Annotated in this window: 12 protein-coding genes; 5 read left to right on the top strand and 7 right to left on the bottom strand. The window is 73.4% G+C overall.

Annotated elements, in window-relative coordinates; genetic code table 11:
- Positions 1-114: 114 nt before the first annotated feature.
- The gene (locus ACWEV0_RS11830; protein WP_453148696.1) at positions 115-762 is read right to left on the bottom strand and encodes a TetR family transcriptional regulator; all 648 of its coding nucleotides are present in this window, start codon (positions 760-762) and stop codon (positions 115-117) included.
- A gap of 254 nt (positions 763-1,016) precedes the next feature.
- Here ACWEV0_RS11830 and ACWEV0_RS11825 point away from each other — a divergent pair, with 254 nt between their 5' ends.
- Entirely contained in the window at positions 1,017-1,811 is a 795-nt protein-coding gene (locus ACWEV0_RS11825) for a VOC family protein (protein WP_453148694.1), read from the top strand.
- Between the two features lie 178 nt (positions 1,812-1,989).
- Positions 1,990-4,455, top strand: coding sequence for an outer membrane protein assembly factor BamB family protein (locus tag ACWEV0_RS11820; RefSeq protein ID WP_453148692.1), 2,466 nt, complete (start codon positions 1,990-1,992; stop codon positions 4,453-4,455).
- A 6-nt stretch (positions 4,456-4,461) separates the two neighbouring features.
- Here the strand turns inward: ACWEV0_RS11820 and ACWEV0_RS11815 are convergent, their stop codons facing one another.
- On the bottom strand, positions 4,462-5,052 hold the full coding sequence (locus tag ACWEV0_RS11815) for a hypothetical protein (RefSeq protein ID WP_453148690.1): 591 nt from the start codon (positions 5,050-5,052) through the stop codon (positions 4,462-4,464).
- A gap of 132 nt (positions 5,053-5,184) precedes the next feature.
- Between ACWEV0_RS11815 and ACWEV0_RS11810 the strand changes: the two genes are divergently transcribed.
- The gene (locus ACWEV0_RS11810) at positions 5,185-5,829 is read left to right on the top strand and encodes a hypothetical protein (protein ID WP_453148688.1); all 645 of its coding nucleotides are present in this window, start codon (positions 5,185-5,187) and stop codon (positions 5,827-5,829) included.
- Here the strand turns inward: ACWEV0_RS11810 and ACWEV0_RS11805 are convergent.
- The 3 genes from ACWEV0_RS11805 to ACWEV0_RS11795 are packed head-to-tail and all read right to left on the bottom strand — an operon-like array spanning position 5,816 to position 8,178.
- On the bottom strand, positions 5,816-6,592 hold the full coding sequence (locus ACWEV0_RS11805) for an enoyl-CoA hydratase/isomerase family protein (RefSeq protein ID WP_453148687.1): 777 nt from the start codon (positions 6,590-6,592) through the stop codon (positions 5,816-5,818). The genes ACWEV0_RS11810 and ACWEV0_RS11805 overlap by 14 nt on opposite strands.
- Positions 6,589-7,014, bottom strand: a complete 426-nt coding sequence (locus ACWEV0_RS11800) for a Zn-ribbon domain-containing OB-fold protein (RefSeq protein ID WP_453148685.1) — start codon at positions 7,012-7,014, stop codon at positions 6,589-6,591. The genes ACWEV0_RS11805 and ACWEV0_RS11800 overlap by 4 nt, the downstream gene beginning before the upstream one ends.
- 21 nt (positions 7,015-7,035) lie before the next feature.
- Entirely contained in the window at positions 7,036-8,178 is a 1,143-nt protein-coding gene (locus tag ACWEV0_RS11795; protein WP_453148684.1) for a lipid-transfer protein, read from the bottom strand.
- A 94-nt stretch (positions 8,179-8,272) separates the two neighbouring features.
- Between ACWEV0_RS11795 and ACWEV0_RS11790 the strand changes: the two genes are divergently transcribed.
- Positions 8,273-9,814 (top strand): FadD3 family acyl-CoA ligase, encoded by a 1,542-nt coding sequence (locus tag ACWEV0_RS11790; protein ID WP_453148683.1) that lies wholly within the window; start codon positions 8,273-8,275, stop codon positions 9,812-9,814.
- Positions 9,815-10,204: 390 nt separating this feature from the next.
- On the opposite strand, the gene ACWEV0_RS11785 is transcribed toward ACWEV0_RS11790, so the two are convergent.
- The gene (locus tag ACWEV0_RS11785) at positions 10,205-10,441 is read right to left on the bottom strand and encodes a hypothetical protein (protein ID WP_453148681.1); all 237 of its coding nucleotides are present in this window, start codon (positions 10,439-10,441) and stop codon (positions 10,205-10,207) included.
- A gap of 172 nt (positions 10,442-10,613) precedes the next feature.
- Positions 10,614-13,712, bottom strand: a complete 3,099-nt coding sequence (locus tag ACWEV0_RS11780) for a BTAD domain-containing putative transcriptional regulator (RefSeq protein WP_453148679.1) — start codon at positions 13,710-13,712, stop codon at positions 10,614-10,616.
- Positions 13,713-13,889: 177 nt separating this feature from the next.
- Here ACWEV0_RS11780 and ACWEV0_RS11775 point away from each other — a divergent pair, with 177 nt between their 5' ends.
- Entirely contained in the window at positions 13,890-15,110 is a 1,221-nt protein-coding gene (locus ACWEV0_RS11775; protein ID WP_453148677.1) for an amidohydrolase family protein, read from the top strand.
- Positions 15,111-15,154 lie beyond the last annotated feature (44 nt).

Here is a 15,154-nt window from a genome sequence, read left to right as displayed (position 1 = left end):
GTTGTTTCTATGCGAATTGCCTGAAGCGTCATGGCTGCACCTGGCCGGCGCACGGAACCACCGCCGGCGCGACAGGACGGGTGAAGGAAGCGGGGTGCTCCCCGGGCTGCGGGGCTACTTCGTCGGCTTCTTGCCCGTGATCCCCAGGTGCACCAACAGGGCGAGGTTCGGCTTGAGTTCGGCCTGCTTCACGCCCCAGGCCTGGAAGCCCTTCTGGTGGCCGGCGACCGCCGCCAGCATCGCCACCAGCGAGCCCGCCATGGCCGCGGGGCTGATGTCCTTGTCGACCTTGCCCTTCGACTGGAGCTCCTTCACCGCGTCCGTGAGGGAGTTGGTGACCGAGTTCAGGATCTTCATGCGGATCTTGTAGAACCGCTTGTCGCCCTCCGCGGCCCCGAGGTCCACCACCCGCAGGATCGCGTCGTGCTTGCGCCAGAAGTCCAGGAATCCCTCGACCAGTTCCTCGGAGGTCTGCCAGCCGGCCTTGCCGACCCAGGAGCGGCCGGAGACCAGTTCGGTCAACCCCGCGCCCTCCTTGGCCATTTCCTCCGCGATCTCGAGGACGGCGCCCTCGACGTCAGGGAAGTACTGGTAGAACGTCGCGGGTGAAGTCCCCGCCTTCCGGGCCACGTCGATGACCTTGACGTCCCGGTAGGGCGAGGAGCTGAGCATCTCACCGAGGCAGTCGAGCAGCTTCTGCCGCGTCGCCTGGCCGCGTCGTCCGGCCACGCGGCCGTCGACGGTGCGTACTTGTCCTGTCATGCCGTCAGCTTACCGAGGGGTGATCGGCGCGCGATTCGGCCGACTGCAAATGGGGGCAACCCCCCTCACCACCCGGTCCAGGCACCGTCCACACCTCATTCGTCTTATTAACAGCCTGTGGAAAACTTCGGTGGACAACGGGCCCGGAACCCAAGGGGGACAAGGGCTCCGGCGGCCATATGGGTACACATGTTCGCATTTCGGAGGGTGTGGGGCCGGGTGCGCGGCCGGGATCCGGCACCCATCCTGAAGCCATGGCCGTATTCACACAGGGCACCCCGTGCTGGGTGGACGCGCAGCTTCCCGACCTCCAGGCGGGCAAGCGCTTCTACGGCGAGCTGTTCGGCTGGAGCTTCGACCCCGACCGCGACGAGGCCCGGCTGCGCGGCCGCCGCGTGGCCGGGCTCCTGCCCAAGCGGGACGGGCGGATGCCCACCACCTGGACCGTCTACCTGGCGGTCGGCGACGCCGGCATCGCCGCCGAGCGGGTGAAGGCCGCCGGCGGCCGGATGGTGATGGAGCCCTATCCCGTCGGCCCCTTCGGCGTCCTCGCCCTCGCCGCCGACCCCGGCGGCGCCGTCTTCGGGCTGCGCCAGGCCGGTGACCCCGACGGCTTCGAGGTCGTCGACGAGCCCGGCGCCTTCTGCTGGCTGGAGGTCCATACGAGGGAGCCGGACGCGGTCGACACCTTCTACGCCTCCGTCTTCGGCTGGCTCGGCCGCCAGACGGCCCCCGCCGACCCCACGAACCCAGCGGCGGCGGACTACCGCGTCTGGTCCCCGCCCCGCTCCGGAGCGGGCGCCTGGCCCGCCGCCTTCGGTGGCCGCGCCGTCATCACCGAGGCCTTCCCCGCCGAGCTCCCCGGCCACGTCCTCGCCCACTTCGCCGTCCGCGACTGCGACACCGCCTGCGCCACCGCGGTCCGCCTCGGCGGCCGCGTCACCACCGCCCCCGCCGACACCCCGCACGGCCGCACCGCCGTCCTCCAGGACAACCAGGGCGCGCGTTTCGCGGTCCTTGAGAAGCGGGCGGCGAAGCCCTCCGGGTGACGGGCGGCGGAGCGGCCGGAAGGCTGCCGGAAGGCAGCCGGAAGGACAGGCGCCGGGACGGTCGATATGACCTGTGACACCCCGATCCGCCCCCGGGTTCGCAACCACCGCCCCGGACAGGAACAATCAGGGTCCACGGGGCCGTACCCTCATGGCCCTACGGGGAGGTGGCAGGCAAGTGGAGCAGCTGACGCAGCACGACCCGAGAAGGATCGGGCCCTTCGAGGTGCTGGGCCGGCTCGGCGCGGGCGGAATGGGCCTGGTGTATCTCGCGCGCTCGGCGTCCGGGCGGCGCGTGGCGATCAAGACCGTGCGGACGGAGCTCGCCGAGGACCAGCTGTTCCGGGTCCGCTTCACCCGTGAGGTCGAGGCGGCGCGGGCGGTCTCGGGCTTCTACACCGCGGCCGTCGTCGACGCCGATCCGCGCGCCGCCGTGCCGTGGCTCGCGACCGCGTACGTCCCCGCTCCCTCCCTCGAAGAGATAGTGAACGAGTGCGGGCCGCTCCCGGCCCAGGCGGTGCGCTGGCTCGCGGCCGGGGTCGCCGAGGCCCTGCAGTCGATCCACGGCGCCGGGCTCGTCCACCGCGACCTCAAGCCGTCCAACGTCCTCGTCGTCGAGGACGGCCCCCGGGTGATCGACTTCGGCATCGCGTCCGGCGTCTCCAACACGCGCCTGACCATGACCAACGTCGCCGTCGGCACCCCCGCCTACATGTCGCCCGAGCAGGCCCGCGACTCGCGCAGCGTCACCGGCGCCAGCGACGTCTTCTCGCTCGGCTCGATGCTGGTCTTCGCCGCCACCGGCCATGCCCCGTACCACGGCGCCAACCCCGTCGAGACGGTCTTCATGCTGCTGCGCGAGGGCCCGGACCTGGAGGGGCTGCCGGACGAGCTGCGGCCGCTGATCGACGCCTGCATGCGGATGGACGTCGCCCAGCGGCCCACCCCGGCCGACCTCCAGGCGATGCTCGCCCCCCACCTCTTCGGTTCGGCGGACGGCGGCGACGACAGCGGCACGGCCGCGGCCTGGCTGCCGCAGCGCGCCACGGCCATGATCGAGTCGCGCCGCGGCGGCCGGCCCAGCAGCCCGCCGCCCCCGGTCGCGCCGCCGATGCCGCCGAGCCCGCCCGGCGATCCCCGCGGTGGCGAGCGGCCCGCCGGTGACCGGCCCGGCGGCCGTCACGCCGGGCCCGCGGCCGAGCCCGTCGGGGCCTCCGCCGTCTCCCCCGCCCCCGGTGACGGTGGTCCGGTACGGCTCGCCGGCGCCGCCGTGCCGATCGGCCCCGGCCCCCGGGTGGCCGACACCCGCGCCGCCGTCGGCGTCGGCCTCGGTGCCGCCGCCGGCACCGCCACCGGCTGGATCCGCCCGCCCGGCGGCGGTCCGCACGGCGCCGAGCCCGGCCCGCCGCCCGGCGCCCGCCCGATGTCCGGAACGCAGCCCGGTCCGCCGCCCGGTGCGCAGCCCGGCTCCCTGCCCGGCCCGGCCCAGGCGCCCGACGCGCAGCAGGGGCCCGCGCACTGGCGCCCGTGGCGCTTCCGCATGTCCAACGACGTGTGGGGCACCCCGGTCGTCGACGGCGACCTGCTCTACGTCACCTCCTTCGAGGTGCACGCCCTGGACACGGCGAGCGGCCGGCGCCAGTTCAAGACGCGGGACGTCGCCTGGTCGATGGCCGTGGCCCAGGGCCGTATCCACGGCTCCGACGGCCCCACCCTCTACGCGCTCGACGCCCACGACGGCAGCGAGCGGTGGCGGCTGCACACGGACGCCTGGGTGTACTCCCTCCGGGTGGACCGGGGCACCGTCGTCACCGGTACGCGCGGCGGCGGCGTCCAGGCCTGGGAGGCGTCCAACGGCGCCAAGCTGTGGGAGCTCACCGGCGCCCAGACGGACTTCGAGACGCCGGAGGGCGGGCCGGCCGTGCACGGCGACACCGTGTACGTCTGGCGCGACGCCCGGCTGTTCGCGCTCGACGCCCGTACGGGCACGGAGCGCTGGTCGTACCCGATCGGCGACGCCGCCTCCTGCGCCCACGTGCCGGTGCGGGTGGCGCCGGCCGAGGACGGCTGCGTGTACGTGTCGGCCGGCACCCGGGTCCTCTCGGTGGACGTCGCGAGCGGTCACGTGCGCTGGCACTTCGAGGCGCCGGCGGTCTTCCTCTCGCCGCCCGCCTTCGCGCCCGGCCCGGCCGTCACGGGCGGCGGGGTGTACCTCGCCGACCACCTCGGCACGGTGTACGCGCTCGACGCGACGACCGGCAAGGACCGCTGGCGGATCGCGACCGAGCCCCGGCAGTCGACCGAGCCGGTGCTCGTCGCCGCGGGCAACGTGCACGTCGGCAGCGGCAGCGCGCTCTACACCCTGGACGCGGTCACCGGCACCCCGAAGTGGCGGTTCGCGGCCGGCGGCGAGCTGATCGGCACGCCGGTCGTCGCCGACGGGCGGGTGCACTTCGGCTCGGCCGACCACGTCCTCTACACGCTGGACGCGAGCGGCGGGCAGCTGCGCTGGAAGCTCGCGACGGGCGGCGAGATCACCGGCTCGCCGGTCGCCAGGAACGGTGTCGTGTACGCGTGCAGCAAGGACCGCTGCGTGTACGCGCTCGACGCGGTGAAGGGCACGGCGACGAACCGCACGTCGTAACAGGTGTCACGCCCGGTGCTCGGGGGGCGGCGGCGTCTCGTCGCGCCCCGGGTCCCAGGGCACGTCCGAGGACGGGGGCGGGGCGGCCTCGGGCGGCCTCGGGTGGTCCTCCGGCGGCCGGCCGGCGGACGTCGGGTGCGTGGGCGGCGGCAGCCGGTCCACCCGGGTGGCGTGCGGTCTGGGCCGCCCGGACATCACGAACGCGCCGAGGAGCAGCAGCACCCCGCCGCCGAGGGCCAGCGCGACTCCGCTGCCGAGGCCCCGCCCGTCCGATCCGACGTTCAGCCCGCTCTGGGCCTGCCCGACCCGGGCCATCCAGAGGATGGTGAAGCCGAGCACGACCACTCCGGCGACGGCGACGACCACGCGGGAGCGCAGCACGATCCCGATCAGGGCGAGCAGCGCGGCGAACGCCATGGGCAGGAAGACCGAGCCGATCACCTCGGCCCTGACGTCGGTGATCCCGGTTCCGGTGAACAGGTCCTCGATGCGGTAGTCGCGCCCGTGACGGCCGTCGTACCAGGCACGGAAGGGGCTCCATACGGCGGCCGTCGCTCCGGCGAGGGCCAGGACCGAGCCGACGATGTTGCGGATCACCGATCGGCCTCCTTCGGTCGGACTCCCGTTCTCGACGCTACGCCGGGCGTACGGGGCCCGCCACGCGACGGCGGCCCGGCGCGGTACGGCGCTAAGGTGACGCGCACACGTCGAAATGGAGGGGGAACATCCATGGTCCGCACCCGGCTCAAGCTCGCGGCGACGCTGACGGTGGTGGTGCTCGCGCTCACCGGTTTCCAGACGGGCAGCAGCGGCGGCCACGGCAGCGGCGGCAAGAGCTCCAGCGGCAAGAGCAGCAGCGGCAAGAGCAGCAGCCGGTCGGGCAAGAGCAAGAGCAGCGGTGGCGGTGGCGGCGGCTGTTCCAGCTCCAAGAAGAAGAACAACGACTACGACGACTACGACGACGACTACGACAACTCGGGCAGCTCGGGCGGCTCGGACGACTCCACGGCCACGCCGTCGCCGAGCCTGTCCCCGTCGGCCGAGGCGTTCGCCGACGTGGTCGACTGCGTCAAGCCGGCCCAGCCGAAGCGGAAGGGCAAGCCGGCCCGCCGGGCGGACACCACGGCCACCGTGAAGATCACCTCCGAGGAGTTCGACACGAGGACCTTCCGGGTCGTCGTCGCGTTCGTCGACGCCTCCTACAAGGAGGTGGACCGGGCCGACGCCGTGGTCACGGTCGGCAGCCGGGGCACGAAGACCTTCGAGCTCGCGATGAGGAACCCGACGGCCGTCGGCCGGGTGAAGCGCTGCTACGTGGACGAGGTGCGGGAGGTTCCGCAGGGCACCCCGACTCCCTCCCCTACCGCGTCCTGAAGCCCGTCCCCCTCCTCGTGAACAGCTCCGCCTGCCGCTCCGGCGGCAGGTTCCCCAGCGTCACCAGGTGCGGCGCGTGCGCCAGGGCCTGGGCGCGGCCGGCCTCCCTGGCCGCCCACAGGGCCCGTACCGTGCCCTGCACCGCCTCCGTCGGGCAGCCGGCGATGACCGCGGCGGCCGCCCGCGCCGCGGCCTGCGCCCCGCCCCTCGGCGTCAGCTCGGAGACCAGGCCCGTCTCGTGGGCCCGCCGTGCGGAGATCCGCTCGGCGGTGCCCATCAGAGCCATCCGGGCGACCTCGCCGAAGGGCATCCGCTGCGCCATGTGGATGGTCTCGAAGGCGCTGACCATGCCGTAGGTGGTGTGCGGGTCGAAGAACTCGGCGCCTTCGCCCGCGATCAGGAACTCGGCCTCGCCGAGGAGGTAGAAGGCGCCGCCGCAGGCCATGCCCTCGACGGCGGCGATGACCGGTTTCCACAGGTCGTTGGCCTTGGGTCCGATGGCGACGAGCGGGTCGTCGATCGTGTACGGGGACGAGGGCTGCGGCACCCGGCCGGCGTCCTCGCGGTCGATGCCGGTGCAGAACGCCCGCCCGCCGGCCCCGGTCACGACGATCGCGCGGACCTCGTCCTCGTACCGGAAGCCGCGCCAGACCTCGCCGAGCCGCCGCGCCATGTCGAGGGTGATCGCGTTGTGCCTGTCGGGGCGGTCGAGGGTGACGACGGCGACGCCGGTCTCCTTGTCGCGTTCCACGGAGATCGTCATGCGCGCTCCAGGAGCCAGCGGGGCACGGTGACGCCGTCGATCTCGGCGAAGGCGACCTTCACGGCGGCGCCGATGCGCAGCCGGGCCGGGTCGACGGAGTTCAGGGGCGCGTCGGGGGTGGCGACGACGTTGCCGGCGAGGCGGATGCGGGGGGCGTCGGCGAGTTCGACGAGGACCGCGTTGTACGGGGCCTGGGCGGCATAGTCGGGGAGCAGCGGCGGGTGCGGGACGACGAAGGACCAGATCCGGCCGCGGCCGGACATCGGCCGCCACTCGCTGTCGAAGGACTGGCAGTGCGGGCAGCAGGGGCGGGGCGGGAAGCGGAGTTCGCCGCAGTCCGCGCAGCCCTGGACGCGCAGTTCGCCCTGGGCGGCGTACTCCCAGAAGGGGGCGCCGTCCTCGTCGACGAGGGGTGAAAGCATCTCGGCTCCTCGGGCTCGAAGTCAGGATCGAAGCAGGATCGCGGACGTGGGGACGCCCTCGCCGGCGGTGACGAGGCAGCCGGCGGCGTCCGGCACCTGGGCGGTGGAGACGCCGCGGAGCTGTTTGACGCCCTCGTTGATGAGGTTGAAGCCGTGGACGTACGCCTCGGAGAGTCCGCCGCCGCCGGTGTTGAGGGGCAGCCGGCCGCCGATCTCCAGGGCGCCGCCCTCGGTGAAGGCGGCGCCTTCCCCCCGGCCGCAGAAGCCGTAGCCCTCCAGGGAGAGCGGGACGAGGGGGGTGAAGGCGTCGTAGATCTGGGCGACGTCGATGTCGTCCGGGGTGAGGTCGGAGTTCTTCCAGAGGTGCCGGGCGGCGGTCCAGGCGGGGCCGGAGAGCGGGTCGTCGTTCCAGTAGTTGACCATGCCGTGGTGCTGGGCGGGCAGGCCCTGGGCGGCGGCGTGGACGTAGACGGGCTTCTGGCGGCAGTCGCGGGCGCGCTCGGCGGAGACGACCACGCAGGCGAGCGCGCCGTCGGTCTCCAGGCAGTTGTCGAAGAGGCAGAGGGGTTCGCTGATCCAGCGGGAGGTCATGTACATCTCGCGGGTCAGCGGGCGGTCGTACATGATCGCGGCCGGGTTCTGGTTGGCGCGGTTGCGGCAGGCGAGGGCGACGTTGAAGAGGTGGTCGCGGGTGGCGCCGTACTCGTGCATGTAGCGGCGGGCGAGCATGCCGATCTCGTCGGCGGGCCGCACCAGTCCGAAGGGCCGGGTCCACTGCCCGGGGGTGGGGAGCTGGACGGCCGTGTTCTTCCAGGGCCGCGGCCCGCTGCCCCGCTTCCGGGACCGCCAGGCGACGCCGACGGTGGCCTGGCCGGCGGCGATGGCGGCGGCGAGGTGGCCGACGGTGGCGCAGGAACCGCCGCCGCCGTAGCCGACCTTGCTGAAGAAGGTGACGTCCCCGGCCCCGATGGCCTTCGCCACCTCCACCTCGTCGGTCTCCTCCATGGTGTACGAGGCGAAGGCGTCGACCTCGGAGGGTGCGATGCCGGCGTCGTCGAGGGCGGCGAGGATCGCCCGGCAGGCGAGGGTCTTCTCCGACTCCGGGAGGTGTTTGGCGAAGGGTGTCTGCCCTATTCCGACGATGGCGGTGCGGTCCTTGAGCACGGCGCCCCCTGGCTTGGCCCGATGGCTGACGGTGGCTGACAGCGCGTCAGGCTACAGCTAATCTGACGGATAGTCAGCTACGGAGGGGGCGGTCATGGAGTGGGGCTCGATACCGGAGTTGGTGCGCCGGTCGGCCGAGCGGTACGGCGACCGGGAGGCGGTCGTCGACGGCCGCGCCCGGATCACGTACGCGGAACTCGGCGCGCGCGTCGAGCGGGCGGCGGCGGCCTGCCTCGCCGCCGGGACACGCGTGGGGGACCGGGTCGCGATCTGGGCGCCCAACAGCCTCGACTGGATCGTCTCCGCCCTCGGGGCGGTCACCGCCGGCGCGGTGCTCGTCCCGCTGAACACCCGCTTCAAGGGCACGGAGGCCGCGGACGTGCTCGCGCGGTCGGGGGCGCGGCTGCTGTTCGTGACGGGCACCTTCCTGGGCACCTCGTACGTGGCGTCGCTGCGGCGGGCCGGGGCGGCGCTGCCGGACCTGGAGCGGGTGGTGGTGTTCGGGGACACGGCGCCGGACGAGGCGGGGTACACGACGTGGAAGGCGTTCCTGGCGGAGGGCGCGGCGGTCGGGCCGGACGAGGTGCGGTCGCGGGCGGAGGCCGTGCACCCCTCCCTCCCCTCGGACATCATCTACACCTCGGGCACCACGGGCCGCCCCAAGGGCGCGGTCATCACCCACGAGCAGACGCTGCGCTGCTACGCGGTGTGGAGCGAGCTCGCCGGGCTGCGCGAGGGCGACCGCTATCTGATCGTGAACCCCTTCTTCCACACCTTCGGCTACAAGGCGGGGATCATCGCGTGTGTGATGCGCGGGGCGGTGATGGTCCCGCAGCCCGTCTTCAACGTCGACACCGTCCTCGCCAACATCGCGGCGGAGCGGATCACGGTCCTCCCCGGCCCGCCCACCCTCCACCAGTCCCTCCTCGACCATCCCTCCCGCGCCGCCCACGACCTCTCCTCCCTCCGCCTCGTCGTGACGGGCGCCGCGGTCGTCCCGCTGCGGCTCGTCGAGCGGCTGCGGGAAGAACTGGGCGTCGCCACGGTGCTGACCGCGTACGGCCTCTCCGAGGCGAGCGGCATCGTGACGATGTGCCGCCGCGGCGACCCGGCGGAAGTGATCGCGACGACCTCGGGCCGCGCGATCCCGGGCACGGAGCTCCGCCTCTCGGAGGCCGGCGAGGTCCTGGTGAGGGGCTTCAACGTCATGCGGGGCTACGACGAGGACGAGGCCGCGACCGCCGCCGCGATCGACCCCGACGGCTGGCTGCACACCGGCGACGTCGGCGTCCTCGACGACGCCGGCAACCTCCGCATCACCGACCGGGTCAAGGACATGTTCATCGTCGGCGGCTTCAACGCCTACCCGGCCGAGATCGAGCAACTCCTCGGCCTCCACCCCGACATCGCCGACGTCGCCGTCATCGGCATCCCGGACCCGAGGCTGGGCGAGGTCGGCAAGGCCTTCGCGGTCCGCCGCCCGGGCGCCCGGCTGACCGCCGACGACCTGATCGCCTGGTCGCGCCGGGAGATGGCCAACTACAAGGTCCCGAGAGAGGTCGAGTTCGTGGCGGAACTCCCGCGGAACGCGAGCGGCAAGGTGCTGAAGGGCGCGCTGCGGTCGCGCCGCCCCTGAGCGGCGGATATGGCAAGGGCCCGGAACCGGTTCCCCCCGGTCCGGGCCCTTCCCCCCTCTGCGCGCGCGTGGCGTGCGTCCCCCCACGGCGACGACCGGTCCCCACCAGCCGCCGCACGAGGTCCGCCGATCATGCGCCGACCTGGGCCGCGGCGGCGAACCGGCCGGGCGACTTCGTCAGGTCCGCGGACATGACGGAGGGGCCGGGCGGCTCGGCCCGGCCCCTCCATTCGGGTCCGTACGGTGCGCATGGGCCCTGCCCCGGGATTCCCCCCGGTCCCCCCGGGCGTCCCCCGAGCCCCGCGCTTCCGTCCGGCCCCGCACGATCCCGGCGACTCCCCCGATGGCGCCGCCGGAACCGTCCCCCGTCGATAACGAACGCTGTGCGTACTAGTTGATGGGCGAGGTCGTGGCGTGGGCGTCCATCGTGGTGATTTCCTCGGCGCCCGTGGCCTGGGCGTCCAGCGGCTTGATCGGCGCGATCGTGGCGTGGGCGTCCATCGGCTTGATCGGCTCGCTCGTCGCGTGGGCGTCCAGCGTGGTGAATTCCTCGCTGCCCGTGGCGTGCGCGTCGGCCGGCTTGAGGTTGTCCGCCATGAAGATCAACTCCTGATAGCTGAAGGGCATGTGCAGTGAGCGTCCGCCCGGCAACTCCCCCGTGGGCGCCGGACAGACGGCTCCAGGGCCGATCACCATAACGGTGGGGCCTGACAGTGATTCGCCTGCCCCCCGACGCGGCGAATCGACATGGACAAGAGTGCCGGGCGGCGATAAACGAATGATGAACGCCGCCGCCGGCTCAGGCCGCCGTGGCGGGCTCGAGGAGCGCCCGGACGTCCATGGCCTCGGGCGAGTCCAGTTCCTCGAACACGGACAGTGCCTCGTGCCAGCACACCCGGGCCCGGTCGAGCTGGCCGACGGCCGACAGGCTGCGACCCAGCACCGTGAGGACGTTGGCGCGGCGCCAGTCCCCGCCGATGCCGTGCAGCACCGCCAGCGCCTGTTCCGCGTGCGAGGCGGCGCTGGCGGGCCGCTGGGCGGCCAGGAACAGCTCCGCCAGCCGGAACAGCGTCATTCCGTGCCACAGCTTCTGGCGGCTCTCGCGGAAGACGTCGAGCGCCTCCGTGAGGACGCTCTGCGCCTGCGCGGTCTCTCCCGCCTCCGTGAGGGCCAGCCCGAGCGCGTACTTCCCGTTGGCGAGCCGCAGGGGGACGCCGTTGTCGGCCGCCTCGTAGATGGCGATGCCCTGGCGGGCGAGCTCGACCGCGCTGCCCGTCCGTCCCATGGCCAGATGCACGCGGGACAGGTTGCACAGAGCGCTGGCCTCGCCCGGCTTGTTGGCGTCCGAGCGGAAGGCGTTGAGCGCCTGTGACAGGAAGGTCTCGGCGTCCGCGTGGCGGCCCTCGTACAGGGCGATGATCCCGCGCTGGTTGGGCGCCTGCCCGCAGGAGACGGGATCGCCCGCCGCGAGCCCGACCTCGTGTGCGAGGCGCGCCTGGTTCTCCGCCTCCGTGAAGCGGCCCGACGTGCTGTGCACGTGGGTCAGCATCGTGCGCGCCCGGCTCTCGGCGAGCTTGTCGCCGGTCGTCCGGGCGGCCTCGCTGACGGCCTGGGCAGCCTGCGCGTACTGATGGGCGTTGGCGCCCGACTCGGCCAGGTCGACCGCCGCCAGCAGGAGGTCGGCCGCCCGCCGCGGCATACCGGTCGCCGCCGCCTGGCGCGCACAGGCCAGGAGGCAGCTCGCCTCGGCGAACAGCCAGTCCAGCGCGGCTCCGGGAGTGTCGAGAGCGAGCCCCGGGTACTCGGTGGCGGCGAAGTGGTCGCGGACCCGCTCCCCGGGGCGCTCGAGCGCGTACACCTGCGCCGCCGTCGACAGATAGAAGTCCAGCAGCCGCGACAGCGCCAGCTCGCGCTCCACCGGCGGGTGTTCGTCCCGCTCGGCGCACGCACGCGCGTAGAGGCGGACGAGGTCGTGGAAGCGGTAGCGGCCCGGGGCGGCGGACTCCAGGAGCGAGGTGTCGACCAGGGCCTCCAGGAGGTCCTCCGTCTCCCATTCCGGGAGGTCGACGACGGCCGCCGCGGCCGCCAGCGAGATGTCCGGGCCGTCGGCGAGGCCCAGGAGGCGGAAGGCGCGGGCCTGGGCCGGCTCCAGTTGGCCGTAGCCGAGTTCGAAGGTGGCCTTGACGGCGAGGTCGCCGGCCTGGAGTTCGTCGAGGCGGCGGCGTTCGTCGGCGAGCTTCGCGGCGAGGGTGGAGACGGTCCAGGTGCGGCGGGCGGCCAGGCGGGAGGCCGCGATGCGGATCGCCAGGGGGAGGAAACCGCATGCCGCCACCACGTCGAGCGCGGCCTCCCGCTCGGCGCCCACCCGCTCCGCGCCCACGATGCGGGTGAAGAGCTGGAGGGCCTCGTCGGGGGACATGACGTCCAGGTCGACGAGGTGCGCGCCGGCCAGGTCGAGCATCCGGATGCGGCTGGTGACGAGCGCGGCGCAGCCGGCCGTGCCGGGCAGGAGGGGGCGGATCTGGGCGGCGTCGCGCGCGTTGTCCAGGAGCACGAGCACCCGGCGCCCGTCGAGGGTGGAGCGGTAGAGCGCGGCGCGCTCGTCCAGGGAGTCGGGGATCGCCGAGTCCGGCGTGCCGAGGGCCCGCAGGAAGGCGCCCAGGACCGTCTCCGGGGCGGCCGCTCGCGCGCCGGCGCCCTGGAGGTCGACGTAGAGCTGGCCGTCCGGGAAGTGCGGGCGGGCCGCGTGGGCCACGTGCACGGCGAGCGTCGTCTTGCCGACGCCGCCGATGCCCGCGAGCGCGGAGACCGCCATGACGGACCCCTCGGCGGTGGCGAGCCGGTCGCTCAGCTCCCGTACGAAGCCGGCCCGGCCGGTGAAGTCGGGCACGGTCGCGGGGAGTTGCGCGGGCCGCGCGATCGGCGCGGCGGTCGGCGCCTGCTCCTCGACGGGGCGGGCCAGTTCGGCGTCGGCCTGGAGGATGCGCTGCTGCAGCCTGGACAGCTCGGGGTTCGGGTCGACGCCCAGCTCGTCGGCGAGGAGGCGGCGGGTGTCCGCGTACACGGCGAGGGCTTCCGCCTGCCTGCCGGACCGGTAGAGGGCGAGCATGAGGAGTTCCCGGAGCCGCTCCCGCAGGGGGTGCGCCGCGGTCAGCGCGGTCAGCTCGGAGACCGCCTCCGCGTGCGCCCCGACCTCCAGGTCGAGGTCGAGCCTGCTCTCCAGGAGCTGGAGCCGCCACTCCTCCAGGCGGGTGCGCTGCGTCTCGGCGTACGGCCCCGGTACGGACGCCAGCGCCTCGCCGTCCCACAGCGCGAGCGCCTCGTTGAGCCGGTCGCGGGCCGCGCAGCGCTTCCCCGCCGCGCGCAGCTTCTCCGCCTCCGCGGCGAGCTCCTGGGCCTCGCCGAGATCGAGGGTCGTGGTGCGGATCGCGTACCCGCCCGACTCGCTGACGAGGACGCCCGGGTCGAGCACCTTGCGCAGCCGGGAGGCGTACGTACGGACCGCGGCCAGGGCCTGCGAGGGCGGCTCCTCGCCCCAGATCGCGTCGATCAGCTCGGCGGCGGTGGCGGTACGGCCGTCGCGCAGGAGGAGGGCGGCGAGCAGGGCGCGCTGCTGGGGCGAACCGGTGGGCAGGGCCGTCTCGCCGCGGGACGCGCGTACGGGTCCGAGCACGCCGAAGCGCAGGTCGGCGCCGCCCTTGTCGGCAGCACCCGCCGGAACCGCCGCTTCCGCGCCCGTCCCGGCCGCCTTCCCGATCCCGGCCCGGGTCCCGGCCCCGGTCACCTCGGAGCCCGACGTGCCCGACGTGCCCGACGTACCCGACGTGCCCGGCGCACCCGCCGGACCCGCCGTCGGAGTCCGCTGCTCCGGAACTCGCGGCCCGTTCTCACGGTCCATAGCTCCCCCTGCCCGTACCGCTGGTTTCGCCCAAGACAGTCTGCCTTGTCCGGAGGGGGTGCGTCAGCATCGGGTCGGTCGATCTCCGGCATCGAACCGGTCGATGGACCCCCTCGTCACCGGCGACCGTACCCCGCAAAGCTGACGGATCGTCAGATCGGCGCTACCGTGAAACGCATGGAGAGCTTCCCCAAGATCATCTCGGTGGACGACCACACCGTGGAGCCCCCGCACGTCTGGCAGGACCGGCTCCCGTCCCGTTACCGCGACACCGGCCCCCGGATCGTCCGCGCACCCCTGAAGGAAATGACCTTTCTGGGCGGAAAGTTCGCCCCCGTGATGGGCGCCAAAGGGGACGAAGGTCCCATCGGCGACTGGTGGGTATACGAGGACCTGCACCGCCCCCTCACCCGCCTCGACACCGCCGTCGGCTATGACCGGGACGAGATCCGGCTGGAGGTCATCACCTACGAGCAGATGCGCCCGGGCTCGTACAGCGTCCCCGACCGCCTCGCCGACATGGACGTCAACCACGTCCAGTCCGCGCTCTGCTTCCCCACCTTCCCCCGATTCTGTGGACAGACCTTCACCGAAGCTTCGGATCGTGAACTCGGTCTCCTCGGCGTCCGGGCCTACAACGACTGGATGGTCGAGGAGTGGTGCGGCCCCGAGGCGCGCGGGCGGCTGATCCCGCTCACCCTCATCCCGCTCTGGGACCCGGAGCTCGCCGCCGCCGAGGTCCGCCGCAACGCGGCCCGTGGCGTCCGCGCGGTCGCGTTCTCCGAGATACCGCCGCACCTCGGGCTGCCGTCGGTCCACACCGACCACTGGGACCCGTTCCTGCGCGCCTGCGACGAGACCGGCACCGTGATCGCCATGCACATCGGCTCGTCCAGCCGCATGCCGTCCACCTCGGCCGACGCCCCGCCCGCCGTCGGCTCCACCATCACCTTCGCGAACTGCTGCTTCTCGATGGTCGACTGGCTGATGAGCGGCAAGTTCGAGCGCTTCCCCAACCTGAGGATCATGTACGCCGAGGGGCAGATCGGCTGGATCCCCTACATCCTCGAACGCGCGAACGTCGTCTGGGAGGAGAACCGCGGCTGGGGCGGCGTGGCGGAGAAGGTGCTGCGCCCGCCGTCGGAACTCTTCGCCGAACACGTCTACGGCTGCTTCTTCGACGACGCCTTCGGCCTGCGGAACCTGGACTCGATCGGCGTCGGGAACGTGCTCTACGAGACGGACTACCCGCACTCGGACTCCACCTGGCCCAAGTCCCGCGAGGTCGGCGAGGCCCAGATGGGCCACCTGGCGCCGGACGTCGTCGAGCGGATCGTGCGCGGCAACGCGATCGAGCTGCTGGGGCTCACGGAGGACGGCCTCTGGCCCGGCCCGTGACCCGTCGCCCGGCCCGCGAGACGGCGAGCCCCCGCGCGGCCGCC

The sequence above is a fragment of the Streptomyces sp. NPDC003943 genome (assembly GCF_053605265.1).
This window is presented reverse-complemented; position numbering and strand designations above follow the sequence as displayed.

Excerpts from the sequence above, each read along its gene's own strand:
- ACWEV0_RS11800 (WP_453148685.1), bottom strand. The coding sequence starts at position 7,014 with ATGCTTTCACCCCTCGTCGACGAGGACGGCGCCCCCTTCTGGGAGTAC.
- ACWEV0_RS11775 (WP_453148677.1), top strand. The coding sequence starts at position 13,890 with ATGGAGAGCTTCCCCAAGATCATCTCGGTGGACGACCACACCGTGGAG.
- ACWEV0_RS11830 (WP_453148696.1), bottom strand. The coding sequence starts at position 762 with ATGACAGGACAAGTACGCACCGTCGACGGCCGCGTGGCCGGACGACGC.
- ACWEV0_RS11825 (WP_453148694.1), top strand. The coding sequence starts at position 1,017 with ATGGCCGTATTCACACAGGGCACCCCGTGCTGGGTGGACGCGCAGCTT.
- ACWEV0_RS11790 (WP_453148683.1), top strand. The coding sequence starts at position 8,273 with ATGGAGTGGGGCTCGATACCGGAGTTGGTGCGCCGGTCGGCCGAGCGG.
- ACWEV0_RS11805 (WP_453148687.1), bottom strand. The coding sequence starts at position 6,592 with ATGACGATCTCCGTGGAACGCGACAAGGAGACCGGCGTCGCCGTCGTC.
- ACWEV0_RS11785 (WP_453148681.1), bottom strand. The coding sequence starts at position 10,441 with ATGCCCTTCAGCTATCAGGAGTTGATCTTCATGGCGGACAACCTCAAG.
- ACWEV0_RS11780 (WP_453148679.1), bottom strand. The coding sequence starts at position 13,712 with ATGGACCGTGAGAACGGGCCGCGAGTTCCGGAGCAGCGGACTCCGACG.
- ACWEV0_RS11810 (WP_453148688.1), top strand. The coding sequence starts at position 5,185 with ATGGTCCGCACCCGGCTCAAGCTCGCGGCGACGCTGACGGTGGTGGTG.